The sequence below is a fragment of the Corynebacterium auris genome (genome assembly GCF_030408575.1).
Taxonomy (GTDB): domain Bacteria; phylum Actinomycetota; class Actinomycetes; order Mycobacteriales; family Mycobacteriaceae; genus Corynebacterium; species Corynebacterium auris.
The window spans coordinates 2,146,062-2,170,560 of record NZ_CP047047.1; the positions used below are offsets into that span (position 1 = coordinate 2,146,062).

Genomic DNA, 24,499 nt, shown 5'->3' on the forward strand with positions numbered 1-24,499 from the left:
GCCCCCAGCGGCAATGATGTCGGCATGGGGTTTGAGAATGTGGGGGATGTGGCGGCGCTGCTCACGGACACGCGTCGGCTGACCAGACACGACCAGAGCATGCGGCTGCGCCTGGCGCAGCACGAATACCACTTCGCGGCGCCAACCCAAGCTGTGCCGCGCGACATCTGGGATGGCCTGCCGCACTGGCAGAAGCAGAACCTGAAGGCGATCGCGACGGGCCGCAGCATGACGAAGGGGGTGCTCGTCGGGCGTTCCGCCGCGCGCGTGACAGGGATCCCGGTCATCGCGCTGAGCGACGAGGTGCCCGAAGCCGCTGTGCCCTCGGGCGGTGTCCCCTCGGCCAAGTGGCGCATCCCGGGCGTCCGCTACCGGAAGGCCGGCCTCGGCAGCGACGAGATTCTTCAGGTACATGGGGTTCGGGCCACCACGCCGGCGAGGACCTGCATTGACATCGCGCGCTACCACGGCTTTGTCGAGGGGCTCATTGCCACGGACGCGGCGCTGCGCGACTTCGCGCTCACGGCAGCGGACATGCGCTGGCACCTCGAACGAATGGGGCGGTGCAGGGGCAAACGCGAGGTGCTCCGCGTGTTGGAGCACGCCTGCCTAAACGCGGATTCGCCCCTGGAGAGCTGGTTCCGCGGCGTGCTCATCGAGCGCGGCGTCACGGGATGGACTTTCCAGGCCCCCATCGCAGGGTATCGCGCCGATTTCCTCTTCGACGACTGCTTCGTCCTCGAGATCGACGGCCGTTCAAAGTACGCCCAGGCGCCGCACGACGTCCTCATGCGGGAGCGCGATCGGGAGCGGGCGCTGCTCAACCGCGGCTTCACCGTCCGGCGCGTCTATTTTGAGGACATGCTCCGCGACATGGACGCCGTGCTGCGGATGGTCGAGGCAGTGCGCTCCTCACGCGCTTAAACGCAAGAACGAAAGGGTAAGAATCCACCGTTCCGGCCTCCGGGGGCGGATTCTTGCCGTTTCGTTCTTGTCCTGGGGGTCTTAGCCCCGCCCGAGCGCGCGCACGGTCCACCCAGCCGCGCGCCACGCGTCGATATCCAGAACGTTGCGGGCGTCGATAAGCACTCGCTTATCGACGTCTCCCCCCACCGCCACGGGGTCCATCCGGCGGAACTCCTGCCACTCCGTGGCGAGGATGACGAGCTCGGCGCCGGACAGGGCGTCGTCAAGCGATGCCGCGTAATCGAGCGTGGGGAAGACGCGGCGGGCGTTATCCATGGCTTGCGGGTCGTAGACGCGCACGGCGGCCCCGGCGAGCGAGAGCTGGCCGGCCACCGCCAGCGCAGGCGAATCGCGCACGTCGTCCGAGTTCGGCTTGAACGCCGCCCCCAGCACTGTGACGCGCCGGCCGATCAGCGAACCGAGCTCCTCGCGCGCGATGTCCACCACGCGCTCGCGGCGGCGCATGTTGATGGCGTCGACCTCGCGCAGGAACGTCAGCGCCTGGTCGGCGCCCACCTCGCCGGCGCGCGCCATGAAGGCGCGGATGTCCTTGGGCAGGCAGCCGCCGCCGAAGCCCAGGCCCGCGCCGAGGAACTTGCGCCCGATGCGCTCGTCGTGGCCGATGGCGTCGGCCAACTGGGTCACGTCCGCGCCGACGATCTCGCAGACCTCGCTGACCGCGTTGATAAACGAGATCTTCGTGGCCAAAAACGCGTTCGCCGCCACCTTGACCAGCTCGGCGGTCTGCAGGTCCGTGACGATGAAGGGGGTTTCTTTACCCAGGGGCACCGCGTAAATCTCGCGGGCCACCTCCTCCGCGCGGGAGCTGCCGGCGCGGGTGCCCACGACAATCCGGTCGGGCTCGATGGTGTCCTTGACGGCGTAGCCCTCGCGCAGAAACTCCGGGTTCCACGCGACCTCCACGCTCGCGCCCGGCCGCACCAGGCCGTCCGCGCGCTCCTGCAGCGCAGCCGCCGTACCCACCGGCACCGTCGACTTGCCCAAGATGAGGTGGTCGCCCTCCAGCAGCGGGACGAGGTCGTCGATGACGGCCTCGACGTAGCGCGTATCCGCCGCGTACGAGCCGCGCTGCTGCGGCGTACCCACGCCGACGAAGTGCACGGTGGCGAACTCGGCGGCGCGCCGGTAGTCGGTGGTGAAATCCAGGCGGCCGGCCGCGATATTGCGCTCCAGCACCTCCGGCAGGCCCGGCTCATAGAACGGAACCTCGCCGGCTTTCAACCGCGAAATCTTGCTTTCATCCACGTCCACGCCCAGCACCTCGTGGCCGAGCTCGGCCATGCAGGCGGCGTGGGTCGCACCGAGGTACCCGGTGCCGATAACCGTCATACGCATGCGACCCATCATCGCACGCGGGCGGGCACTTCGCCGGGGGAGGATCAGCGGAAGTTGAGGTACGCCTTCGAGGGCGTCGGGCCCCGCTGTCCCTGGTACTTCGAGCCCAGCGAGCCGCTGCCGTAGGGCACCTCCGCCGCGGACGTCATGCGGAACAGAGCGAGCTGGCCCACCTTCATGCCGGGCCAGAGGGTGATCGGCAGGTTGGCCACGTTAGACAGCTCGAGGGTGATGTAGCCCGAAAAGCCGGGGTCGATGAACCCCGCGGTGGAGTGCGTCAACAGGCCAAGCCTGCCCAGCGAACTCTTGCCCTCGAGGCGCCCGGCCAGGTCGTTGGGCAGCGTGAACTTCTCCAGCGTGGAGCCGAGCACGAACTCACCCGGGTGGAGGACGAACGCCTCCCCCTCCGGCACCTCGACCAGCGTGGTCAGGTCTTCCATCTCACGCTTCGGGTCGATGTGGGTGTACTTCGAGTTGTTGAACACCCGGAAGAACCGGTCCATGCGCACGTCCACGGACGACGGCTGCACCAGCTGCGCGTCGTAGGGTTCGATGCCCAGGCGCCCTGCGGCGAGGGCGCCGCGGATGTCACGGTCTGAAAGAAGCACGTCGCTCAGTGTAGCCGGAGGCCGTTTTCGTCTGCGCGCGGCCGGGTGCTAACATTGCCTGCATTGTCGGCGTAGTTTAGTGGTAGAACATCAGCTTCCCAAGCTGAGAGTGCGAGTTCGATTCTCGTCGCCGGCTCCACCCCCCCGCAGCTCAGCGGGGGTTTTCTACGTTCGGCAAAGGCCGCTTGTTAGGCTGCGACACATGAGTACTCGCCCCGCCACGCGCTGTGGGCGCTGGCGCTGTTCCTCCTCGCCGCCGCCGTGCTCTGGGCCGGTTTCGCGCGGCGCTGCGGCTGGGGCCTGCGCGAGCTCGGCTTCACGACGCCCACCCGCCCTTTTGGCACCTCATGTGGTGGGCCCCTCTGTCGATTCTGCTGGCGGCGCTGGGCGCGTCGTTGCTCGGCCCGCTGGTCGGCGCCGAGCCGGAGAGCGCGGCCATCGACGAGGGTTTCCGCCTGGGCCCGGTGGCGGGCGTGGTCATCTTTGCAGGTGCCGCGCTTCTCGCGCCGTTTTTCGAGGAGATCCTCTTCCTCCGGGTCATGCTGGACTGGCTGGCCACCCTCATGCGGATGTGGGCGGCGGCGGTGATTGTCACAGTGGTGTTCACCGCGATGCACGGCTCCCTGTCAGTGATGGCCTACATCATCTTTTTCGCCACCTCACTGGTGCTAGCCCGGCTGTGGTTTTCCAGCTTGTGGGCAACGTTCATCCTCCACGCGGTGGACAACACGCTGGTTACAACGATTGCGCTGGCCGCGCTCTAAGCGGTGCAGGGCGTGATCGGGGTGCCGGACACCCAGGCGCTGACCTCACCCCGGACGACCTTCCACCTCGGGTTGTAGTGTGTTACCCCCTCCAGCGCGGCGGCGTCGTGGAAGTACACCGCGATGATGCCGGTGGGCGAGACCAACTCGGCGAGCGCGCCCTCGGCGCGCGCGAAGCTCACGGGCACCCAGTCCTCGGCGGGGCCGTTGCCCGCCTTCAGCATCGGGCCCCAGTGCGGGCAGTGGCCGGCGGCGGTCAGGGTGCACTCGGACGCGGGAACCCTGGCGCGCGGGGTGGTCACGACGGGCAGGAGGATGACGTCGCCACGCTGCGTGCGCACGGCGTTGCGCGTGGGCGAGTAGTCGAAGCCGCCGACGATCTCGCGGACGAAGAACATCGCGGCAAGGGCGGAATCGAACTCCCGCACCTCGGCGGCCGAATCCGTGGTGAAGGTGACCGTGGCCGCGTCGAGGTTGCCGAAGGTGGCGGGGGTCCAGTCGTCGGGAAGCCCGGCGGGCAGGAATGAGGACATGTCGAGGGACATGAATTTTCTCCTGAGTGAATCGCTCTTCCGGCGCGCGGTCGCAGCGTCGGCCGATCTTCTCCCGGGGGCACCGTGCGCGATGTGCGCGGTTGCCAGCCGACGTGCCGGGAGGCATGGGATCGTCGGTCTTCTGGATCGTGCAGCCGAGAATACTAGACAGCTTGGTCTATGTCAACGCCCGGGCGAGGACAGGCCCGCAAGGTGCGGGACACCGCCGGAAACACGCGGTCAGAAACGAAAAAGCCGCGCCTGCCATAGCGGGGCGCGGCGATTCGGGCGCGCGGCTAGAACAGCAGGTGCGCGATCGGGGTCGCGATGAGGATGGTCAGCGCGACGCGCTCGAACCAGATGACCACCAGGTGCCAGATCTTCACCGGGATCTTCGTGGCCATGATGCAGGGCACCATCGCGGAGAAGAAGATGATTGCGGAGACCGCGACAACACCGATGACGAACTTGAGCACCATGGAATCCGCCCCCGCGACGGCCGTGGCGGGGAGGAACATCTCCGCGATACCCATGGCTGCCGCCTTGCCGGCCAGCAGCGGCTCCGGCAGCTGCACAAGCCAGGCGAAGGGGTAGAACAGGACACCGAGCCACTCGAAGACTGGGGTGAAGCGGGCGAGCAGCAGGCCGATCAGGCCGACCGACAGGATCGAGGGCACGATCGCCGCGGCGAGGCGCACCCCGTCGCGGAGGTTCTGCCACACCAAGGCGGGCAGGGAGGGCACGCGCTCGAGGACCTCCAGCGCGGCGTTCCAGGCGGCTTTGAGGCGGTTGCCGGTCACCGGCTTCTCCGGGTCCGGGGTCGCTCCCGGGTAGTACTCGTCCGGGATGGCGCGCAGCGGCGGCAGGTGCACGGTAATCGCCGTCACCACGAACGTGACCACCAGGGTCACCCAGAAGTAGGTTCCCCAGTGCTCCATGAGGTCGAGCTGCTTAGCGACGATGACCATGAACGCCGCGGATACCGTCGAAAAGCCGGTGGCGATGATGGATGCCTCGCGCGCGGTGTAACCGCCCTGCTGGTAAACGCGGTCGGTGACGAGGATGCCCAGCGAGTAGGAGCCGACGAAGGAGGCCACCGCGTCGATCGCGGAGCGCCCCGGGGTGCGCCACAGCGGGCGCATGACAGGCTGCATGAGCACGCCCACGAACTCGAGGAGGCCGAAGCCGATGAGGAAGGCGAGGAACGCGCCACCGATGGGCACGATGAGGCCGACGGGCACCGCGATCTTCTCCCAGAGGAAGGGCACGAGGTCCTCTTCGCCCAGCACCCACGGCAGGGCGTTGAGCACGGTGAGAAGCGCCACGACGAGCCCGAAGACGTTGAGGACGGCGAAGGTGGCCTTCAGCGGGCCCTCCCGCCACGTCCGGCCGGCCGCGGTGCGCCAGACGCCGTAGCCTGCCAGGGCCAGGATGAGCCAGGGCACGACGGCGCCGAGGTTGTCGCGGATGAAGGTGACCATGTGATCCAGGGGGATCGACTGCTTTTCCTTGTAGGTCACCGGGAAGAAGAACACGAAGGCGCCGATGGCGCTGTACACGAACATGCGCCACACGCCCTTCGGGCGCGGGCGGGCGGCCGGGCTGTCGTCGCTATTGGACGAGGCCACGACGGAGTCGATGGTGGTCACGGCGGATACCTCCCTCACGTGGTCGCTGGATGGGGTTGGGATGTAACTTAGCCAACACTTTCCAGCGGCACATGAGGCAAAACACACCGTGTGTCTGGTATACGAGACCAGTGGCGTGACTAGCTAGGCGCAGTTGATGATCGGCTGCGGGTCGTAGACCGTCGTGGTGGTCTCGCGCGAAATCTCGTTGCCCGCGAGGTCGGAGACGACGCGCGTGTCGGACGTCGTGAAGCCTGGGGCCCCGCCCGATGGCGCGCAGCCCGGGCCTGTGACTGTCTGCGGCTGCGGCTGCGTGTACGCCCAGCGGCCGCCGTTGATGGACTCGACGTTGTACGTCTTCACACCCATCAGGCTCACCGTCAGCTCGTTGCCGCCGACGCTCGCCGCGATCTTTACCGGGTACGGCGAATCGTTGCGGAACTGCAGGTCGATCGCACCCTCGTACACCGTGGCCTCGCGGCCCGCCGGGTAGCGAGAGATGTAATAGGAGTGCGGGGTGCTCGCCACGTCCGTCATCCCGGCGAAGTAGGCCGCGTTGAACAGCGTCGTGGCAAACTGCGAGATGCCGCCGCCGACGGCCGTGTCCGCGCGCCCGTCAAGGATGATGCCCGACTCGACGTAACCCTGCGCCGTGCCGCGCGGGCCCGTGTAGCCGTTGAGGGAGAAGGTCTCGCCGGGGTTGACAATCGCCCCGTTGACCGTGTCCGCCACCAGGCGGATGTTCGTGCCGGACGAGGCGTTGAACCCGCCGGTGGTGAAGCTGCCGGCGACCTCGTCGAAGGTAGCGTTCTCCGCCTCCTCGGTGGTGAACTCGGCCGCCACCTCCTTGTACTCCGCGTCCCACGTGCGCTCGGCCGGGCCGAGGAGCCTGTCCTCGAAGCCTTCGAGCGTGTCCTCCCAGTCGATACCGACACCGTCCTGGCTCGGCTCGACGCCGCCGCCGGGGAGCACGCGGGCGTTCTTCATCTCGGTCACGGTCGGAGCGAGCTGTTCGCCAAAAATCTCGGCGGCGCGCTCCCGGTTGACCTCGGGCTCGATGCGCCCCTCGACGTTGCGGAACTGCACCACCTCGCCGATCTGCTCCGTGGCGATCACAGCGTCCACGTCGTCACGCCCGCGCAGCGTCAGCGGGCCGGAGAGTGCCTCCTCCACAGGCCCGTCCATGGCGGCGGCGATCACGTCCTCGTTGATCGCAGGTTGCAGCACCTCCGGCTCGACATCGACGCCCGCCGGGTCGAGCCAGCCGGTGCTCAAGCGCTCCTTCAGCTCCTCGCGCGGGACCTCCTGGCCCGGCTCCGGCTCGGACACGTGCGCCTCGCCGCCCTCGATGGCGATCGCTCCGTCGACCGGCTCGGTGTGCAGCTCGCCGCGCAGGCGGTCGAGCTCGGGGCTCAGCTTGGCGTCGTCGACGGTGGGAACCACGTCGATCTCGTTGGTGCGAAACAGGTTGGCCAGCCTGGCAAAGGGGTTAGCGGGCTCCTCGCCCGCCGCCTCCACGGTGGCGCGCCAGTCAATCCCCAGGCCCGCCGCGGCGGGGACTACTTCGGCGGTCTGCTCCGCCGCGCGGACCGTGACGGGCTCCTGCGCGGTCGAGCCGAGCTCCGCCTCCAGCTTGGCCACCGCCTCGTCCTGGGTCAGCCCCCCGATGGCCACGCCGCCCACGGTGGTCCCGCGGGGCAGCGTGCCGCGGTTCATCGCGAGGTCTGCCAGGTACACGGCGAGCAGTACCGCGAAGACGCCAACGACCACACCCAGGGCGACCCTGCCCGCGCGGCCGCCGCCTGACCCCTGACCCGAAGATACGTTTACGCTACTCACCCCCCTTAGGGTAGTGGAGTACCCCCACAGGGCATATCCGGCGTCCTCTTACAGGCCGGCGTCGATGAGCTGCTGCTGGCAGCGCGTCGCCGCCTCCTCGATGCGCTCGGGCGGGATCTGCCCGCTCGCCGCGGCGGCCGTTACTCCGTCGATGATGCCCGCCACATCCGCCCCGGAGGACCACAGAGCCTGATCCGCGCCGGCCGCGATGGCGCGCTCGACGGCCTCCGCCGTCGGCGCGTAGTCGAGCAAGCCGCGCATCCCCGACAGGTCGTCGGTGACCGCGACGCCCTCGAAGGGCACGCCGCCCGGGTAGTCGCCCTCCCGCAGGATCCGGTACGCCTCGGGGTTCAGCGAGCTGGGCACCCCCTCGGCCCCCAAACCCGGCACGATCATGTGCCCGACCATCACGCTCGCCGCGGGGAGGCTGTCCAGGGTGGGCCCGTAGGGCACGAGGTCCAGGCCATGCAGCTGCTCCAGGGGCGGGGTGACGGCCAGCGCGAGGTGGGTATCGCCCGAGGCGCGGCCGTGGCCGGGGAAGTGCTTGAAGGTGGGCGTGACCCCGGCGTCGATAAGCCCCCGCGAAAACAGCGCTGCCACCCTGGCGACCTCGTGCGGGTCGCCGCTGAACGCGCGGTCGCCCACGATGTCCATGTCGGAGACGTCGACGTCGAGCACCGGCGCGTAATCCACGTTCACCCCGTGGGCGCGCAGCGAGCGGCCGATGTCGTAGCCGGTGCCGCGGATCACCTCCGGCGGCTGGGCGGCGAGGTCACGCGGCGCCATCCACGCGCCGAAGACCTCGGTGTGGCGCTGCACCCGCCCACCCTCGAAGTCGACGGCGACCGAGAAGGGGTGGCCGTACTCCGCGCGCAGGGCGTTGATGTCGCGGCCCGGCTCCGTAAACAGCGCCGGGTCCGCCCAGCTGGGGATGAACAGGCCGCCGACGCCCTGGTCCAGGGCCGCGCGCGCCTGGCCGTAGTCCGCCACGCCGACCACCATGAGGGAGGCGACCTTCGCGCGCAGGTCCGCGGGCACGCGCCGCTCGGCCTCGCTGGGCTCGGGCTCCGGCTGGGGCTCGGGTATCGTGCTCTGCGGCGCAGCCGAGGGCAGGGTGGATGTGGTGGCGGAAGTCGTGGTGGCAGGCGGCTCGCCTCCCCCGCCGGAGCATCCGGCCAGCACCCCCGCCAGCAAACCCGCCGCGAGCGCGGGCGCCGCGTGCCGCACGCCGTCGTGCACTGCAATCACCTCCCCGGTCCCGGATCACATGCGCTGAACACAATCACTCTAGCGCTGCTAGACTCGAATGCATGTCTCAGGAGAACCCGTCTCTGCTTCGCCGCACTCTTTCACCGCTTGTGGCCAGCGTCGTCGTCGGTGTCATGCTCGGCGCCGTCGGCGTGATCGGTATCGCCTCCTTCTCTGGCCAGAGCACCGTCCCCACCGGCAACGCCGTTCCGGCGGAGCAAGCTGTGCTCGGCGGCCCGGAGTACGGCTCGCGCCAGTAGGCGTGCCGCCCTAGCGTGCGCGGCCACGTCATCGGCTGGGCGGTTCTCGCGCTGCTCAGCTTCCTCCAGCCGCCCGGGCGGGTGGCCGCGGACACGAAGTTCGACCTGACCGCGGACCCCGCCGGGTTCCTCAGCCAGGCCACCCACGCCTACACGGATCAGTTCACCCTCGGGCAGATTCAGAACCAGGCCTACGGCTACCTCTACCCGCAGGGCCCGTTCTTCCTGCTCCCCCTGCCCGACTGGGTTGTGCAGCGCCTCTGGTGGGCGCTTCTTTTGGGCGTCGCCTTCTCCGGCGCCCTCGTACTGGCGCGCCGCGTCGGCGTGGCCCCCGGGGCGCCCGCTGTCGCCGCCGCCTTCGCCTACGCCCTGAGCCCCCGCATCCTCACCACCCTCACCGCCATTTCCTCCGAGGCCTGGCCCGTCGCGCTCGTACCCTGGACGCTCGTGCCGCTTCTCGCGCGGCGCCCCAACGTGGCGGCCTCCCTCGTCGCCGTCGCGCTCATGGGGGCCGTCAACGCCACCGCCACCGTCTTTGCCTGCCTGCCCGCCTTCGTTTACCTCGCGTGGCGGCGCGCGTGGGCGCCGCTGGCCTGGTGGTCGGCGGGCACGGTGCTGGTCAGTGCGTGGTGGATCGGCCCGCTGCTGGTGCTCGGGCGCTACTCCCCGCCGTTCACCGAGTTCATCGAGTCCGCCGCCGTGACCACGCGGTGGCTCAACCCCGTGGAAATCCTGCGCGGCACGACCAGCTGGGCGCCCTTCGTGGACACGGAGCGCACCGCCGGCTTCCTTGTGGCCACCGAGCCCGCCTTCATCCTGGCCACCGCGCTCGTCGCCGCGGCGGGGCTCGTGGGCCTGGCTCACCGCGGAACGCCCTGGCGCGGCTACTTCGTGCTGCTGCTCAGCCTGGGTTTTCTGGTCCTGGGCACGGCGCACTTCGCCACCGCGCTTTACGACGGCCCCCTCGCGCCCCTGCGCAACCTGCACAAACTGGACCCGCTGGTGCGCCTACCCCTCTCGATCGGCCTCGGCTGGGTGCTCTCGCGGGCCCGCCCGCCCGCCGCGGTGGCCACCACGCTCGCCGTCGCCGTCGCCGTCGCCCCGGCGTGGACGCTGCGCCTCCTGCCGCAGGGCACCTGGACGGAGGTGTCGGCCGACTGGGTCGCTGCGGGCCGCTGGCTCGACGAGCACGCCGCCGGCACCCGCACCCTCGTGGTCCCTCCGGCCTCCTTCGCCCGGCAGACGTGGGGGTGGACCCGCGACGAGCCCATCCAGGCGTTGACTGAGGCGCCCTTCGCCGTGCGCGACGCCATCCCCCTGGTCCACCCGGAGGCGATCCGCGGCCTCGACGGGCAGACCACGGCGGTGGACGCCGAGGCCCTGCGCTCCCTCGGTGTCGGCGCCGTGGTGGTGCGACACGACCTCGAGGACGGCCCCGAGCCGCCGGACCTCGGCGAGCCGACCGTCAGCTTCGGCGCGGTGGACATCCACATGGTGGATCCGCAGCGGGACATGATGATCACCTCCGACGAGCCGGTCCGCGTCGACGGCGGCGGCGAGGTGCTCGCGCTGCTGTACCGGGAGCTGGGCTATTTCCCGGCGCGCGTGGGCTCCACGGACCCCGACATCCTCACCGACACGCCGGCGCTGGCGGCGCGCAACTACGGCACGCTGGATTCGCCGGTCTCCGCGCACCTGTACACCGAGGCCGAGGGCGCCGACGTGGGCAACCGACTGAAGGACTACCCCTCGGCGGGCACGCGCGTGGGGGTAGCGCAGCAGGGGCATGCCCGCGCCTCGAGCTCCGCAGCCGACGCGACGGCCTTCGGAGGCGCCGATCCGTCGGCCTCGCTGACCGCCGCCTTCGACGGCCTGGACTCCACCGCGTGGTGGCCCGCTCCCGGCGACACCCGCGGCTGGATCGAATCCGACACCTCCGACGGGCGCGTGCGGGTGACCGCCACGCGGGATACCACCGTGACCGTCTCCGCCGGGGGCACCGAACGGGAGGTCTCGCTGGTGGCGGGCGAGCCGCGCTCACTCACGGTTCCGGCGGGGCGAGTGCGCCTCACCCTGACCGAGCGGGTGGGCATCAGCGCCTTCGACACCGGCGCCTCCCGCGTCGTCGAAGTGCCCGGCACCGCGGACACCTACTTCTTCCAGCGCCTCTTCCCCGCGACGGACCTGCTGCAGCGCCGCTTCACCACCGCGGAGCCCGCCACGTGGACGCTCAGCGAGCCCGCCGTCATCGACGGCGAGGAGGTCTCCGGCAGCGTTGACCTGCCGGCCGGGACGCACGAAGTGGTCACCGAGGCCGACACCCTGCTCGTGTCGCGCGGGGAGCCACCGGCGGCGGGCTGGCAGCCCTTCGGCGGGGAGGTCGAGGCGCAGGAGCGGCCCCAGCTCATCCTGACCACGCGGGCCTTCAACGAGGGGCTGTGCGCGCACGTCGGCGGGGTCGAGCTTCAGCCCGAGCTTGTCGACGCCGGCGCCCAGGCCTTCCGTGTCCCCCCGGGCGTGGGCGGCGAGTTCACCATGACCTTCGCGGGCGAGCGGCCCTACCGGCTCAGCCTCGCCGTGGGCGGCGCGGCCTCCGCGGCGGTGCTCATCACCTGCCTCGTCCTGGCGGCGCGGCGGCGCGGCGTGGCCGCGGACCCCGAAGTACCCGAAGATGGCGGCTGGGCCGTCTCCCCGCTCGTCGCGGCGGCTGGCGTCGGCCTTCTGCCCGGCGCGGCGGCGGCCGCGGCGGTGTGGGCGATCCGCCGCTTCACCCTCATCCCCTCGCGCGTGTTGGCGGGCGGGAGCGCCGCCGTCATGGGGCTGTGGCTCGCGCGGGCGCCGTGGCCGCAGGACAACTACGCCGGGGATTCGGCTCTCGTGCTCGTGGCCGGTTGCGTTGCGGTGGCCGCGCTCGCCTTTCCGGATGACGCTCCCACCCGGGGGTAGGCCGCCCCTTTACTGGTGCCGGGCCGGGGTCTAGATTGAGAAAGTGTAGGAACCAACCCAGGGTTGTTACTCGCACGAGGCAAGACCTGAGGCCGCCACGTCGTGGTGCCTCGGGTCTTTTTTCATGCGAGCGACAGTCACCTCCGGAAGAAAGAAGGCCACGATGGCAACGACCACAGAGTCCGCCGCCCGCGATATCGTCGCCAACCTCGGCGGGCCAGGCAACATTTCCAGCCTGACCCACTGCGCGACGCGTCTGCGGCTTGAGCTCAACGACCCCGCCCAGGCAGACGACACGGCGCTCGAAAACACCCCCGGCGTGCTCGGTGTCGTGCGCCAGGGAGGCAACCGCTACCAGGTCATCTGCGGCGGCGGCGTCGAGTCGACGTACGCCGCGATCAAGAACCTCCCGGAGATGAAGGGCGGCGCCTCCGACGCCGACGTCAAGGCCGCCGCGCGGGCGAGGGGGCGCGGGAGGTTTTCCTGGCTGGACAACTTCTTCGAGTACCTTTCCGACTCCTTCCGCCCGATCCTCGGCGTCCTGCTCGGCGCCTCGCTCATCATCGCCATCGCCGCCGTGCTCGACGCGCTCGGCGTGGTCGATTTCCGCGCGGAGGATAAGCCGGCGACCTGGGTGTTCGTCGACGCCATGTGGCGCAGCGTGTTCTACTTCCTGCCGCTGATGATCGCCTACAACGCCGCGAAGAAGCTGCGCGTGGACCCGTGGCTCGGCACCGCCGTCATGGCCGCGCTGATGACGCCGGAGTTCATGAGCCTGTCCGACCCGGAGCGCTTCGCCGACACCACCTCCGCCGTCAACGAGTCGCTGGGCCAGGAGTTCTTCACCACCGAAGTTTTCGGCATCCCGATGCAGCTCAACGACTACGGCTCCCAGGTCTTCGTACCGCTGCTCATGGTGCCCATCCTCGCGCTGGTCTACCACGGCCTGAAGAAGGTCTTCCCGGAGAACGTGCAGATGGTGTTCGTGCCGTTCATCTCCATGCTCATCATCATCCCGCTGACCGCCTTCCTCATCGGCCCGCTGGGCGTGTGGCTGGGCAACGGCATTGGCGAGGGCCTGGCGTGGATGAACTCCAACGCGCCGTTCGTCTTCGCGGTCATGATCCCGCTGCTCTACCCCTTCCTCGTCCCGCTGGGCCTGCACTGGCCGCTCAACGCGCTCATGCTGGTGAACATCCAGACGCTGGGCTACGACTTCATCCAGGGCCCGATGGGCGTGTGGAACTTCGCGTGCTTCGGCGCCACCGCCGGCGTCCTCGCCCTCTCGCTGCGCGACCGCGACACCCAGATGCGCCAGACCGCCTCCGGCGCGCTCGCCGCGGGCCTGTTCGGCGGCATCTCCGAGCCCTCGCTCTACGGCATCCACCTGCGCTTCAAGCGCATCTACCCGCGCATGCTGCTCGGCTGCCTCGCCGGCGGCATCACCATCGCCGTGCTCTCCGCCCCCTTCGACGGGGTGCAAACCCAGGCCTTCGTGTTCACCTCGCTGCTGACCACCGTGGTCTTCAGCCCGATGTGGGTCTACGCCATCTCCATCGCGGTGGCCTTCTTCGTCGCCATGTTCGCGATCGTGCTCACGGACTACCGCACGCCCGAGCAGCGGGCCGAGGTCAAGGCGCGCGTCGCCGCCGCGGAGCAGGCCCAGCGTGAGACGGCGGAGCCCGCGCCGCGTGACGACGCCCCGTCGGCCGTCCACGTCACCGCCCCCGTCGCCGGGGAGGCGATCAGCCTGGAGGACACCGGCGACAAGGTGTTTTCCTCCGGTGCCCTCGGCGCGGGCCTGGGCATCATCCCGAGCGAGCCCACGGTGGTCTCCCCCGTTGCCGGCACGCTGATGACGGTGGCGAAGACGGGCCACGCCTTCGGCATCAAGACGGACGAGGGCGTCGAGGTGCTCGTCCACATCGGCATCGACACGGTGAAAATGGACGGCGAGGGCTTCGAGGTCGCGGTAGAAAAGAAGCAGCGCGTCGAGGCAGGCGACCTGCTGGCCACCGTGGACCTCGCTGCCATCGCCGAGGCGGGCTACCCCACGACCACACTCGTCACAGTGACCAACACGAAGAAGATGTCCCACGTCGAGCCCGTCACCGGCGGCACCGTCGGCGCCGGAACCACCGTCATTGAGGTGCAGCCGTAGCGCCATGGAGATTCTGCGCGTCTTTAACAACAACGTGGACCTGGCCAAGGACTCCGCCGGCGAGAAGATCGTCACCGGCCGGGGCATTGGCTTCAAGGCGCACCCCGGCGACGTCGTCGACGACGCCCGCGTTGCCAGGACCTTCGTTCCCGAAGACGGGCGGGACCCCGACCACGTGGCCACGATGCTCAGCTCGATCCCGCTGGCGCATGTCACCCTGGTCACCGACGCCGTCGCGGAGGCCGGGCTGCCGGACTCCTTGGCGCACAGCGCCTCGCTGCTCATCGCGCTGGCGGACCACATCGGCTTCGCCATCTCACGCGCGGCGAGCGGCCAACGCCTCGACTACCCCCTCCAGGCGGAGGTGAGCCAGCTCTACGGCGAGGAGTACCGCCAGGCAAAGGCCATCGTCGCGGCGGTAAACCGCGTCGTGGTGCAGCGTGAGCTCGCCCCGCTCCCCGACGCGGAGGCCGTGGCCATCGCCTTGCACCTGGTCAACGCCGGTTTTTCCACCGGCGACCTGAGTTTCACCTACACGATGACGGGCATGCTCAACCAGCTGCTCGACCACGTCGAAAGCGACTACGGCATCGCCCTCGATTCCGGGTCGGTCAGCATCGCGCGTTTTATCACCCACCTGCGCTACCTCTTCGTGCGCATCGCCAACCACGAGCAGCTCAGCGAGCACTCCTCCGCCATCGGCCGCGCCATCCGCGACTCCTCCCCCGGCGCCTACCGCAGCGCCCAGCGCCTCGCGGCGCTGATCGAGCTGCGCCTCGGCGCAGCCCTCACCGAGGACGAGGTGTCCTACCTGACCCTCCACATCGCCCGCATGGTGGAGGCAGCCACCCCCACCCGCACCGCCACGATCGCCGCGCCGATCGGGCTCCACGCGCGCCCGGCCTCCCTCTTCGCCGAGGTGGCCGCGGCGTCCGGCGCCGACGTGACCGTATCCTTCGACGGGCACCAGGCCGACGCCGCCTCCGTCCTGGAGGTCATGGCGTTGGGCGCCAAGCACGGCGACGTGGTCACCCTCTCCGCCACCGGCGACGGAGCCGCCGACGCGCTCGACGCACTCGCCGCTATGCTCGAACGCGACCTCAGCTCTGAGTAGGAGGAACCATGTTTGAACAGCACACCGTCATCTACGGCATTGGCGTTTCCCCTGGCACAGCGAGCGCCGAGGCAGTCAAGGTCCTCCCCGCACCGGGCGTGGACGCCGACGAGCCCGCCTCCACCGACCCCGCCGCCGACGGCGAGCGCATCCGCGCCGCGATGGCCGCGGTCACCGCCTCCCTCAAACAGCAGGCCGAAACCGCCAGCCCGAAGGCCCGCCCCATCCTGGAGGCCACCGCCCAGCTCGCCTCCGACCGCGCGTTGGCAAAGGCCGCGGACAAGAAGCTCACAGCCGGCGCCGGCGTGACCCGCGCGGTCCATGAGGCCGTCGAGGACTACGCCACGATCCTGAGCAACCTGGGCGGCTACATGGCCGAGCGCGTCACCGACCTTTACGACGTGCGCGACCGCACCATCTGCGAGCTACGCGGATTGCCCAAGCCCGGCGTCCCCACCATCACCGAACCTTCCGTCCTGCTCGCCGAGGACCTCGCGCCCGCCGACACCGTCGGGCTCGACCCCCAGCTCGTCGTCGGCATCATCACCGCCGCTGGCGGCCCCACCAGCCACACCGCCATCCTCGCCGCCCAGCTCGGCATCCCCGCCGTGGTCCGGGCGGAGGGGATCATGGATATCCCCGAGGGCACCCTCGTCGCCCTCGACGGCGGGGCCGGCGAGGTCATCGTCCGCCCCTCCGATGAGGAGGTCGACGAGATGAGGCGCCGCACGGAGCGTCGACAAGCGGCCCTCGCGGAATCCACCGGCCCCGGCAGGACTGCCGACGGCTACCCCGTGAGCCTGCTGGCCAACATCGGCACCGCGGAGGACGGCGCGGCCGCCGCCGCCCGCGACGTCGAAGGCACCGGCCTGTTCCGCACCGAGTTCCTCTTCCTCGACCGCGCCAGCGCCCCCACGCTCGAGGAACAGACCGAGACGTACTCCCGCGTCCTCGAGGCCTTTGGTACCCGCCGCGTCGTCGTGCGCACCCTCGACGCCGGCGCCGACAAGCCCCTGGCCTTTGCCAACCTGGGCGAGGAGGACAACCCGGCGCTCGGGCGCCGCGGGCTGCGCCTCTCCCAGGCGCGCGAGGACCTGCTGGACACCCAGCTCGACGCGCTCGCCGCCGCCTTCGAGGCCACCGGCCGCCGCGCCGACCTACGCGTGATGGCACCCATGGTGGCCACGATGGAGGAGGCCCGCTGGTTCGCGGACAAGGCCCGCGCCCGCCAGCTGCCCCACGTGGGCATCATGATCGAGGTGCCCGCCGCCGCCATCAGCGCCAAGCAGCTTCTCGACGTCGTCGACTTCGCGTCCATCGGCACCAACGACCTCTCCCAGTACACGATGGCCGCCGACCGCATGCAGGGTGCGCTTTCCGAGCTGCTCTCGCCGTGGCAGCCCGCCGTCCTCACCATGATCCGCACCGCCTGCCGGGGCGGCGACGCCACCGGCAAACCCATCGGCGTGTGCGGCGAAGCCGGCGGCGACCCGCTGCTCGCCCTCGTGCTCGTCGGCCTCGGGGTAAGCTCCCTGTCCATGGCCCCCTCGAAGGTCCCCGCCGTGCGCGCCGCCCTGCACATGCACGACCGCGCGACCTGCCAGCAGATGGCCGCCTACGCCGTCGACGCCCTCACCGCCGCCGACGCCAAGGCAGCCGTCGCCGCGCTCGCCAACCCGAAGCTCGAGGCGTTGCTTTGATCCGGTAGTGGCCCTGCGGGTTCATGTGTCCGGGGAGCGTGGGGCGGCCCCGCGCAAAAACTATGCAATGCATACCCCGGCGCCCCCGCGCCAAGACCGACGCCCCGCGCAAAAACTATGCAATGCATACCCGGCGCCCGCACCACCCTGCGGGTCATGGGCCAATCGCACGGGGTAGACATTCACGATGCCCGCGTCATCAAACGGCCACGGGTGTGGGCTCTGGACGTCGGGGGTCATCGGCTTCACCTCCCCCCAACTCCGTCGTGGTAGTGGAGGTACCACCCCACACGCTCGGCCCGATCAGCGTCAAGATCGACGGCAGCAGCAGTGGACGGACGATCAGCGCGTCCATCGCGACGGCCATGGCCAAGCCCAGACCGATCTCGCGCACAATGCTGATTTCCGCGACCATGAACGAGAGGAATACTCCGATCATGATGATCGCCGCGAAGATCACCAACCGTGACGTCTTGGCGATTCCCAACGCAATGGCACGACGGTGGGCCGCACCGTTAACGAATTCTTCTTTCATGCGGGAGGCCATGAGGACCATGTAGTCCATCGATAGGCCAAAGACGATTGCGAAGATAACGATCGGGGTGACCGAGTTGATGGAATCACCCGTCACGGCTTTCCATATAAAGGACAACAGTCCCATCGCCGCAGAGACCACCAGTCCGTTGAGGACAACCGCGAGGACGGGCAGGCGCCACGAGCGGAATGCCCAGCCCAGCAGGGCCAACGAGATGAGCACCACGGCTGCGATGATCCAGGGAATGGAGCTTTCGACCAAGCGGTCGAAATCGTCCCCCTGGGCGGTGGCTCCCGAGACGTAGACATCAGCCTGGTCGCCTGTGAGATCTTTAATATCTCGGATCATCTCGTGGGCGTCATCAGAATCCGGCAGTCCCGTCGAGGTGACGAGCACGCGAGAGTAATTCACTGACTGTTGCGATCCCGATAGTGGGTAGGGGGAGAGCTTTTCCTCTGGCGTCCCCGGGACAAGCACCTGATCGACGTTGCTGACGCCACCAAGTTGGTCGGCGAATGCTGTGGCTTTCGCCTGCACGTCTTCAGCTGATTCGCCTGGTGCCCCTTCGAAGGTCACGCTCGTGGGGAACAAGGTGCGGGCATCGAGTTCGGACTGGATCGCTTCGATGCCCTCACGGGAATCCTTGCCCTCTGGGAGGATCGACACGCTGGCGACTGGGACCTGCAGCTTGATTCCCGCCAACGGTGCGGCACATACGAGCAGTGGCACGACGACCGAGAAAACCACGATGGCTGGTTTGGTCAGTGCTGTGCGGAGCATCGGTGAATCTTTTTCCTCCTCGATAACCAGCGCGTCGTGGAAGCCCGGCAGTTTGCCGAAGAAGAGTCGGTCGCCGAGCACGGTGATGATGGCCGGCACCAGGGTGGACAGAGCAAGCAGTGCAATCGTCGTCACAATGATCCCTGCCAACGCAATAGAAGAAAAGACCATATTCCGAGCGATAAACAGGGCGCACAAGGCGGCGATGACGCTCAGGCCGCCAAAGCGGATGGCATGCCCCGCGGTATGCGTCGCCAGGCGCAATGCCTCCGGTGTGTCCACCCCAGCGTGGATGTTCTCTTTGTAACGAGCAGTGAGGAAGAGACAATAGTCCACGCTCACGGCCAAGCCGATCAATGATGCACCCGTGACGTACATGTTCGACACATCCATGAACTGAGCCAAGACCGTCCCGGCACCTTGTGTTCCCGCCAGGCAGATGCCTGCCGTGATCAGCGTGACCGCGGTTGGACCGACGGCGCGGTAGATGAACAGCAGCACGAGGATGAGCAGCGGGAAGGCGATCATTTCCGCGTGCAGGGCATCTTGCTGGGACTGAATATTCAGGTCATAGTCCAGTGCCGCGGCGCCCGTAACGTGACTGTCTACCGCGGTGCCGTCGACAGCCTCGGCGACTTTGTCACGGAGTGTGGGCACCATGTTCTGTGTCGTCGTGTTGTCGGCGTCGAAGCCGACTTGGACGATCTGCGTCTGCCCGGAGTCAGAGCCGAGCTGCGCGACTTGTCGTCCATCCGTCACATACTCAACGTGTGGCAGCTCGTGGATGGCAGTTTCCACGGCATCCAGTGTTGAAGAATCAACGGTCTCGTCGGAGGTGAGCACGACGGAGAGTTCATTGTCGGCATCACCGAAGGCCTCGCGGTTGACGTCTTGGCCGGCGAACGATTGACCGTGTTGGTCATTGAAGCCGCCGGCTTTGACGGAGTCGTTAAGGTGCCATGCGCCGACCGCGCTGAGGACGAACACTACTGCCCACAGGAGAATCACGAGCTTGGCGTGACGCTGAACAAACGTAAGAATCATGAGTTATGGCCTCCCGTGTGCTGCGCCGGTGAGCTGGGCTACGGCACGAGAGATCTTCTCTTTGCGCGCGACTCCTCGGGGGTCAGAAGCATCAATGTTGTGTAGTGCGTGCTCGTAGGCGTCGACGGCGCCGGAGGTGTCACCGGCGGCAGCCAGAGACTCCCCAAGCCCCACATAGGCCTGTGATGTCATTTGCCCTTCGCGGGCGACGGCACGCTTGAAGTGCGTGCTCGCTTTGCCTGTGCCGCCTCCCATCCATTGCGGCAGGACCAGAGAGCTACGACCAGCGAGGTAGGCCGCGAAGTCGTAGGACGAATGCAGGTCGGAAAGTCGATCGGCTTTTTGATTCACGACAGCGGCACGCACCATCGTGCCCACGGGAGTCAGTGAGTTTAAGGCGCGGAAGCCGTCGATGCGTGTTTTCTGTACCTGCAAGTCCAAGCGCCGTCGGGACGTTTTATCTGCAATTCTCAGCAGAAGCTGAATCCGGGAGACGACCTCGGCGGGCAGGTTTCCGTCCACCGTGAGGTTCTCAGCCACCATGGTGTGGGAGAGCGTAACCATCCCGTCGAGCGCCTGGCCGGAATCTTTCGCGGTGATGTGACTGGAGCGGTACTTCAGACCAGAGATCTTGTCGAAAGCGTCATCGCGCATGGCGCGCGCTCGGGCACGTTCATCACCACTGGTCGGCACCGTCAACGGTTGACCAATCGCGACAGAGAACAACCGGCGGCGGGGAATGGACGCACCCTTCGGAAGCACCTCGGCTAGGCCGGTCATCCCGACGGGAATGACGGGCGTCTTGTTGGCCAATGCCATCCGGAACGCTCCGGACTTAAACGGGAGGAGCCCCTCTCCCGTGTTGCGGGTGCCTTCGGGGTAGAGAACGAGCGTGTCGTCACGATCCAGGACGTCGCGGGCACGTTGGAAGATTTCTTCGCTGGGCGCGTTGCGATCCACGGGGTAGCAGTCCATGGATTCGTGCCAGACGCGCGACAAGAAGGTGTCGAAGGCTTCCGCCTTTGTCGGGAACCAGACGCGGCCGGGGCGAACAGACTCGGCGAGGGTTTTCATCACGAAGTGGTCCATGTAGGACGAGTGGTTGGCGACGAGGATGACCGGTCCTGTGCGCGGGATATTCTCTAGTCCTTCGACATAACCGACGTGTCGGAGGACGAGGTCGTGGATGCGAGGGGTCGATATTTTGCGGATGTATTGCCCGATGCGGGTGGTGTTGTGGTTGACCATGGTGGCACTTACTTCGCGCTCGTCAGGGGGGTGGCCAGTGGGGAGCCGTCGGGACGTTGGGTGATCGCGACACCGGCGGCGACCTGTTCTTGTCGGTAGGTGCGCAAGAGTTCGATGGTGGATAGCGCGATGCTGCGTTCGGCGCACCATTCCACGAGCTGTGGGAGGCGCAGCATTTCGCCGTCGTCGCCGATGATTTCGACGATGGCTCCCACGGGAGCGAATCCAGCCATGGCGGCGAGGTCACTGCCTGCTTCGGTGTGGCCGATGCGGGTGAGCACGCCGCCCTCGCGTGCCATGAGTGGGAAGACGTGGCCGGGGCGGTGGAAGTTGCTGGCTACTCCCCCGGAGGCCAACAGGTTGATCGTTGCGGCGCGGTCGGAGGCGGAAATGCCAGTGGTGATGCCGAAGTCGGCGGTGGCATCGCAAGAGACGGTAAAGGAGGTGCCGAAGTCGTCTTCGTTGCGTTCGACCATGGGAGCGAGGTTGAGGGTGCGGGCATGCTCAGCGGTCATGGGAACGCACAGCAGTCCCTTGCCTTGGGAGATCATGAAGTTGACAGCCTCGGGAGTGATCGCTTCGGCGGCCATGATGAGGTCGCCTTCGTTTTCTCGATCTTCATCGTCGACGAGAACGACCATCTTGCCGGTGGCAATATCCGCGACGATGTCTTCAATGGGAGCCAGATGGGTTTCTGCATCGAGGCGAGCGGTGGTCTTGGTGTCGTTGGTCTGTGGAATGTCGGTCAGCGTGCGGGTCATGGTCAGATCCTTTCAAAAAATACCCGTGACGCAACATCGATGTTGTGTCATTGGTATTTGTACTCCAGGCCGCAAATGCTCTCCACGCGAACGGTAAATTACCCAAAATTGGGGGTAGTTTTTTATATAACGCCAGCGCAATCAGTAAGCACTCGCTTTTTACTGGGCGATCGCCTAACATTCATGCTATGTCATTAAAGACGCAGAATTCCGCGGTTATTACTCTTGAGCATGATCCGTCTATGATTAGAAAAATCCTGCTCGACATCAGCAATCTCTCCACATGGAACCCTGCCTTCAGCAATATCGGGCCAGAAGATTCCGACGGTGCGCATTCCGTGACCGTCCGTAGCCTCCTGAAAGGAAAGTTAACCTACACGCAACCCTCCCCTGACGTCATCACGTTTCATATCGAGATCCCGGGCCTCACCGAAGAATCCACCTTCACCCTCACCCCAGATCCTCGCGGCACGACGGTCGCCCACACCATCAACCAGCACGGTGTCCTCACCGCCATCATCGGTGACCACGAAGCCTCGCTCGTCCCCCACAAGCGCCTGACCCGCCTCGCCCAGACCCTCAACAACTCCTCCCCACACGACATCCCCTCATGAACAAGACCATTGCCGACCACCCTGAAGAGTTCCGCTACCTGATCCTCGCCCTCCAACGGCAAGGAAACCGACAACTCAACAATCTCTTTGCACAGCTGGACCTGACCAATTCCCAAGCCGAAGCCATCGAAGTCATCGGCACCTACGGCCCGATGAGCACTCGAGAAGTCGGCGATTACCTCGTCTGCGAATCCGGCAGTCCCAGTCGCCTGCTCACCACTCTCGCATCCAAAGGGCTGACAATGACCTCCCAGTCCACCACAGATAAACGGGCAACCCTCCACGCTCTCACGCCGGCCGGTCGTGAAATGGTTGCCGCGATCACCAATCTCAAGAAGAACTTCGACGACAGTATCGGTGATGCCCTCACCCATGCGCTCAGCGCTCACCCGGAGGACATCCTCACCCAACTGACCTGTCTACTGACTGACCCCTCCCTAACCGCAGCCATGAAGAAGCGCTACCCACACCTGTTCGACAAGCTCTAGGTTCCAATCCCATCGCGACCGGATCGAATCAACACTCGCATCCAGTACATGTCAAGCCCTGGGTTGTGTAGGGGGTCCTATTGTTGTTGGTTAGGCCGCTTGGGGTTTTCGCGGCGGTGTGTTCCTGATGGGCCTGGCGGGGTGGGCGGTACCCCAGCGCCGAGTGCACACGACGGTTGTTGTACCAGCCGACCCATGTCGACGTCGCGACGAGAACATCTCGCAGCCCCGGCCAGGTCCTACGGTCGATGAGTTCAGCTTTGAACACTGAGTTCAGCGCTTGTGCCATTGCATTGTCGTAGGAGTCTCCCCGCGAGCCAACCGAGGCGATAACCTGCGACTGGGCCAAGGTCTCTCCGTAGACGACCGACCTGTACTGCACGCCCCTGTCTAAAGTGATGGATCAGACCGGAGACGTTGTCACCGGCGCGCAGGCGCGCTGACAAGGCCATCTCGAGTGCATCTTTAGCCAGTGATGTGCGCATGTGGTTGGTGATGGGCCAGCCAACAATCTCGCCGGGTGTACGCGTCGAGGACGAACGAGGCGTATACCCATCCGACACGCGTGGGGGTGTATGTGATGTCCGCGACCCACAGTCGGTTCGGCGCATCGACACAAAGTCGCGCTCGACCAAGTCGACTGGGCAGTTATCGGGGGCAGCGCTGCGGGTGGAGGGCTTTTTCTTCCTGCGCCGGATACCCCGGATGCTGTCGAGTGCCATGAGGCGCTCGACGGTGCACCGGGCGACGTGACCGAAGTCACCTTGGCGATTGATCTCAGCCCAAAGTTTGCGCGCTCCATAGCAGGAGTAGTTGTCGGTCGCGGATAGATCGAGATGATTCAGGCCCGGGGTATGCAATGCATACCCCGGCGCCCTACCGCCCCACTGTCTCTTGGCCGCGCGGCGTGCCCGTCGCGAGTGCGCGGCGCAGCCACCGCGCTCCCGGCACTTCGATCCACTCGTAGGAGACGTAGGCCACCGCGATACTGAACGCTGCGGTGAACGCGAGCACCGGGAGGAAGTACCCGCTGAAAAGCGGCACGCCGAGGACGGGGAACGCGAAAGAGAGGACGGCCACGTGCCAGAGGAAGATGGAGTAGGACCAGCGGCCGAGGCGGGTCATGAGGGGTGAGGCCAGGGGGGCGTCGTCACGCGGCCCGAGGGCGAAGGGCACGACGAGGACGGCGGCGAAGCAGGCGCCGAGGAGGATGCGGAGGTTGAACTCCGCGGGGGTGGGGTGCTCGAGGCCAGGGGGGCCGGCGACCCCACCGAGCCAGGCGATGGGCAGGAAAAGGAGGACGACGGGCCAGCGCGGCCACCGCCAGCGCACCCCGGCGCGCTCGAGTTCGGCGGCGGCGAGGCCCACCGCGAACCACGAAACGTAGGACGGCGGCCAGATTTGCATGTTGACCCAGTCCACGGAGTCGATGAGCCACGGCCAGGCGAAGGAGAGCGGCACCGCCACCGCGAGCGCGGCCCAGCGCCCGCGCGTGCCGAGGGCGAGGTACGCCGGAAGGACGAGGTAGAAGGCCACTTCGACGCACAGCGACCACATCTGCGTCAGGCCCGCGATGAGAGCGTCGGGCACGTAGATCTGCACGAGGAAGAGGTTGGCCAGGAAGGTGGGCACGCTCAGGTTCGTCAGCTCGGGCAAGGTGAGCGCGACCACGACGACGCAGACCACGTAGGCGGGGGCGAGGCGCGCGAGGCGGCGCTGGTAGTAGCCGGGCCGGTGCCCGCCGCGCGCGAGGAGGAACGCCGAAAGCGCGAAAAACACCGCGACGAAGTAGTCGAAGCGTTCGAGGATGCGCGATTCGGTGGCGGTCTGGAAGGCCACGTGCGTGGTCAGGACCCCGAGGGCGGCGACGGCGCGCAGGCCCTCGAGTTCGGGCAGTAGGTTATTG

At 67.5% G+C, this 24,499-nt stretch carries 21 protein-coding genes, 1 tRNA gene and 1 riboswitch; of the genes, 10 read left to right on the forward strand and 12 right to left on the reverse strand.

Annotation, left to right across the window (positions count from 1 at the left end; all coding sequences use genetic code 11):
• The first annotated feature begins 24 nt into the window (after positions 1-24).
• Positions 25-924, forward strand: a complete 900-nt coding sequence (locus CAURIS_RS10225; protein WP_290341961.1) for a type IV toxin-antitoxin system AbiEi family antitoxin — start codon at positions 25-27, stop codon at positions 922-924.
• Positions 925-1,005: 81 nt separating this feature from the next.
• Here CAURIS_RS10225 and CAURIS_RS10230 read toward each other — a convergent pair whose 3' ends face one another.
• Positions 1,006-2,316, reverse strand: a complete 1,311-nt coding sequence (locus CAURIS_RS10230) for a UDP-glucose dehydrogenase family protein (protein ID WP_290343383.1) — start codon at positions 2,314-2,316, stop codon at positions 1,006-1,008.
• Between the two features lie 50 nt (positions 2,317-2,366).
• On the reverse strand, positions 2,367-2,930 hold the full coding sequence (gene dcd, locus CAURIS_RS10235; RefSeq protein WP_290341962.1) for a dCTP deaminase: 564 nt from the start codon (positions 2,928-2,930) through the stop codon (positions 2,367-2,369).
• Positions 2,931-2,995: 65 nt separating this feature from the next.
• Between dcd and CAURIS_RS10240 the strand changes: the two genes are divergently transcribed.
• Both CAURIS_RS10240 and CAURIS_RS10245 read left to right on the forward strand, forming a co-directional pair.
• A tRNA-Gly gene (locus CAURIS_RS10240) sits at positions 2,996-3,069 on the forward strand.
• Between the two features lie 208 nt (positions 3,070-3,277).
• Entirely contained in the window at positions 3,278-3,694 is a 417-nt protein-coding gene (locus tag CAURIS_RS10245; RefSeq protein WP_290341963.1) for a CPBP family intramembrane glutamic endopeptidase, read from the forward strand.
• Here CAURIS_RS10245 and CAURIS_RS10250 read toward each other — a convergent pair.
• From CAURIS_RS10250 to CAURIS_RS10265, 4 genes are all read right to left on the reverse strand, one after another.
• Complete coding sequence (locus CAURIS_RS10250) at positions 3,691-4,239, reverse strand: hypothetical protein (protein ID WP_290341964.1); 549 nt, start codon at positions 4,237-4,239, stop codon at positions 3,691-3,693. The genes CAURIS_RS10245 and CAURIS_RS10250 overlap by 4 nt on opposite strands.
• Before the next feature lie 16 nt (positions 4,240-4,255).
• A riboswitch (SAM riboswitch) is annotated at positions 4,256-4,376 on the reverse strand.
• 147 nt (positions 4,377-4,523) lie between these two features.
• A complete protein-coding gene (locus CAURIS_RS10255; RefSeq protein ID WP_435384005.1) occupies positions 4,524-5,876 on the reverse strand; it encodes a YjiH family protein in 1,353 nt (450 codons plus the stop codon).
• A gap of 123 nt (positions 5,877-5,999) precedes the next feature.
• Entirely contained in the window at positions 6,000-7,625 is a 1,626-nt protein-coding gene (locus CAURIS_RS10260; protein WP_435384048.1) for a VanW family protein, read from the reverse strand.
• 117 nt (positions 7,626-7,742) lie between these two features.
• Complete coding sequence (locus CAURIS_RS10265) at positions 7,743-8,933, reverse strand: glycoside hydrolase family 3 N-terminal domain-containing protein (RefSeq protein ID WP_290341965.1); 1,191 nt, start codon at positions 8,931-8,933, stop codon at positions 7,743-7,745.
• Positions 8,934-9,004: 71 nt separating this feature from the next.
• Here CAURIS_RS10265 and CAURIS_RS10270 point away from each other — a divergent pair, with 71 nt between their 5' ends.
• From CAURIS_RS10270 to ptsP, 5 genes are all read left to right on the forward strand, one after another.
• Complete coding sequence (locus CAURIS_RS10270; RefSeq protein ID WP_290341966.1) at positions 9,005-9,202, forward strand: DUF2613 domain-containing protein; 198 nt, start codon at positions 9,005-9,007, stop codon at positions 9,200-9,202.
• Positions 9,203-9,217: 15 nt separating this feature from the next.
• Positions 9,218-12,148, forward strand: a complete 2,931-nt coding sequence (locus tag CAURIS_RS10275) for an alpha-(1->3)-arabinofuranosyltransferase domain-containing protein (RefSeq protein WP_290341967.1) — start codon at positions 9,218-9,220, stop codon at positions 12,146-12,148.
• A gap of 163 nt (positions 12,149-12,311) precedes the next feature.
• A complete protein-coding gene (locus CAURIS_RS10280; RefSeq protein ID WP_290341968.1) occupies positions 12,312-14,309 on the forward strand; it encodes a glucose PTS transporter subunit IIA in 1,998 nt (665 codons plus the stop codon).
• A gap of 4 nt (positions 14,310-14,313) precedes the next feature.
• Complete coding sequence (locus CAURIS_RS10285) at positions 14,314-15,423, forward strand: HPr family phosphocarrier protein (RefSeq protein ID WP_290341969.1); 1,110 nt, start codon at positions 14,314-14,316, stop codon at positions 15,421-15,423.
• An 8-nt stretch (positions 15,424-15,431) separates the two neighbouring features.
• Positions 15,432-17,123, forward strand: a complete 1,692-nt coding sequence (gene ptsP, locus CAURIS_RS10290) for a phosphoenolpyruvate--protein phosphotransferase (RefSeq protein WP_290341970.1) — start codon at positions 15,432-15,434, stop codon at positions 17,121-17,123.
• A 199-nt stretch (positions 17,124-17,322) separates the two neighbouring features.
• On the opposite strand, the gene CAURIS_RS10295 is transcribed toward ptsP, so the two are convergent.
• From CAURIS_RS10295 to ribB, 3 genes are read right to left on the reverse strand one after another with little or no spacing between them, the layout of a single operon-like run.
• On the reverse strand, positions 17,323-19,482 hold the full coding sequence (locus CAURIS_RS10295; RefSeq protein ID WP_290341971.1) for an MMPL family transporter: 2,160 nt from the start codon (positions 19,480-19,482) through the stop codon (positions 17,323-17,325).
• 3 nt (positions 19,483-19,485) lie between these two features.
• The gene (locus CAURIS_RS10300) at positions 19,486-20,730 is read right to left on the reverse strand and encodes a lysophospholipid acyltransferase family protein (protein ID WP_290341972.1); all 1,245 of its coding nucleotides are present in this window, start codon (positions 20,728-20,730) and stop codon (positions 19,486-19,488) included.
• An 8-nt stretch (positions 20,731-20,738) separates the two neighbouring features.
• Positions 20,739-21,491 carry a 3,4-dihydroxy-2-butanone-4-phosphate synthase gene (gene ribB / locus CAURIS_RS10305; protein ID WP_290341973.1) on the reverse strand — a complete coding sequence of 251 codons (753 nt, stop codon included), beginning with the start codon at positions 21,489-21,491 and terminating at the stop codon, positions 20,739-20,741.
• 338 nt (positions 21,492-21,829) lie between these two features.
• Between ribB and CAURIS_RS10310 the strand changes: the two genes are divergently transcribed.
• A complete protein-coding gene (locus CAURIS_RS10310; protein ID WP_231286668.1) occupies positions 21,830-22,105 on the forward strand; it encodes a hypothetical protein in 276 nt (91 codons plus the stop codon).
• Entirely contained in the window at positions 22,102-22,593 is a 492-nt protein-coding gene (locus CAURIS_RS10315; protein ID WP_290341974.1) for a MarR family winged helix-turn-helix transcriptional regulator, read from the forward strand. Before CAURIS_RS10310 ends, CAURIS_RS10315 begins: the two co-directional genes overlap by 4 nt.
• Before the next feature lie 28 nt (positions 22,594-22,621).
• Here the strand turns inward: CAURIS_RS10315 and CAURIS_RS11630 are convergent, their stop codons facing one another.
• Genes CAURIS_RS11630 through CAURIS_RS10320 form a run of 3 tightly spaced genes read right to left on the reverse strand, consistent with a single transcriptional unit; the run spans position 22,622 to position 24,432 of the window.
• Positions 22,622-22,882 (reverse strand): integrase core domain-containing protein, encoded by a 261-nt coding sequence (locus CAURIS_RS11630; RefSeq protein WP_353959234.1) that lies wholly within the window; start codon positions 22,880-22,882, stop codon positions 22,622-22,624.
• A complete protein-coding gene (locus tag CAURIS_RS11635) occupies positions 22,848-23,453 on the reverse strand; it encodes an IS3 family transposase (RefSeq protein ID WP_353959235.1) in 606 nt (201 codons plus the stop codon). Before CAURIS_RS11635 ends, CAURIS_RS11630 begins: the two co-directional genes overlap by 35 nt.
• A 16-nt stretch (positions 23,454-23,469) precedes the next feature.
• Complete coding sequence (locus CAURIS_RS10320; protein WP_290341975.1) at positions 23,470-24,432, reverse strand: acyltransferase family protein; 963 nt, start codon at positions 24,430-24,432, stop codon at positions 23,470-23,472.
• Between the last annotated feature and the right edge of the window lie 67 nt (positions 24,433-24,499).

Coding starts and splice junctions, on each gene's coding strand:
- CAURIS_RS10295 (WP_290341971.1), bottom strand. CDS start 19,482: ATGATTCTTACGTTTGTTCAGCGTCACGCCAAGCTCGTGATTCTCCTG.
- ptsP (WP_290341970.1), top strand. CDS start 15,432: ATGTTTGAACAGCACACCGTCATCTACGGCATTGGCGTTTCCCCTGGC.
- CAURIS_RS10230 (WP_290343383.1), bottom strand. CDS start 2,316: ATGACGGTTATCGGCACCGGGTACCTCGGTGCGACCCACGCCGCCTGC.
- ribB (WP_290341973.1), bottom strand. CDS start 21,491: ATGACCCGCACGCTGACCGACATTCCACAGACCAACGACACCAAGACC.
- CAURIS_RS10280 (WP_290341968.1), top strand. CDS start 12,312: ATGGCAACGACCACAGAGTCCGCCGCCCGCGATATCGTCGCCAACCTC.
- CAURIS_RS10270 (WP_290341966.1), top strand. CDS start 9,005: ATGTCTCAGGAGAACCCGTCTCTGCTTCGCCGCACTCTTTCACCGCTT.
- CAURIS_RS10250 (WP_290341964.1), bottom strand. CDS start 4,239: ATGTCCCTCGACATGTCCTCATTCCTGCCCGCCGGGCTTCCCGACGAC.
- CAURIS_RS10285 (WP_290341969.1), top strand. CDS start 14,314: ATGGAGATTCTGCGCGTCTTTAACAACAACGTGGACCTGGCCAAGGAC.
- CAURIS_RS10315 (WP_290341974.1), top strand. CDS start 22,102: ATGAACAAGACCATTGCCGACCACCCTGAAGAGTTCCGCTACCTGATC.
- CAURIS_RS10225 (WP_290341961.1), top strand. CDS start 25: ATGGGGTTTGAGAATGTGGGGGATGTGGCGGCGCTGCTCACGGACACG.
- CAURIS_RS10300 (WP_290341972.1), bottom strand. CDS start 20,730: ATGGTCAACCACAACACCACCCGCATCGGGCAATACATCCGCAAAATA.
- CAURIS_RS11630 (WP_353959234.1), bottom strand. CDS start 22,882: ATGGCACAAGCGCTGAACTCAGTGTTCAAAGCTGAACTCATCGACCGT.
- CAURIS_RS10245 (WP_290341963.1), top strand. CDS start 3,278: ATGTGGTGGGCCCCTCTGTCGATTCTGCTGGCGGCGCTGGGCGCGTCG.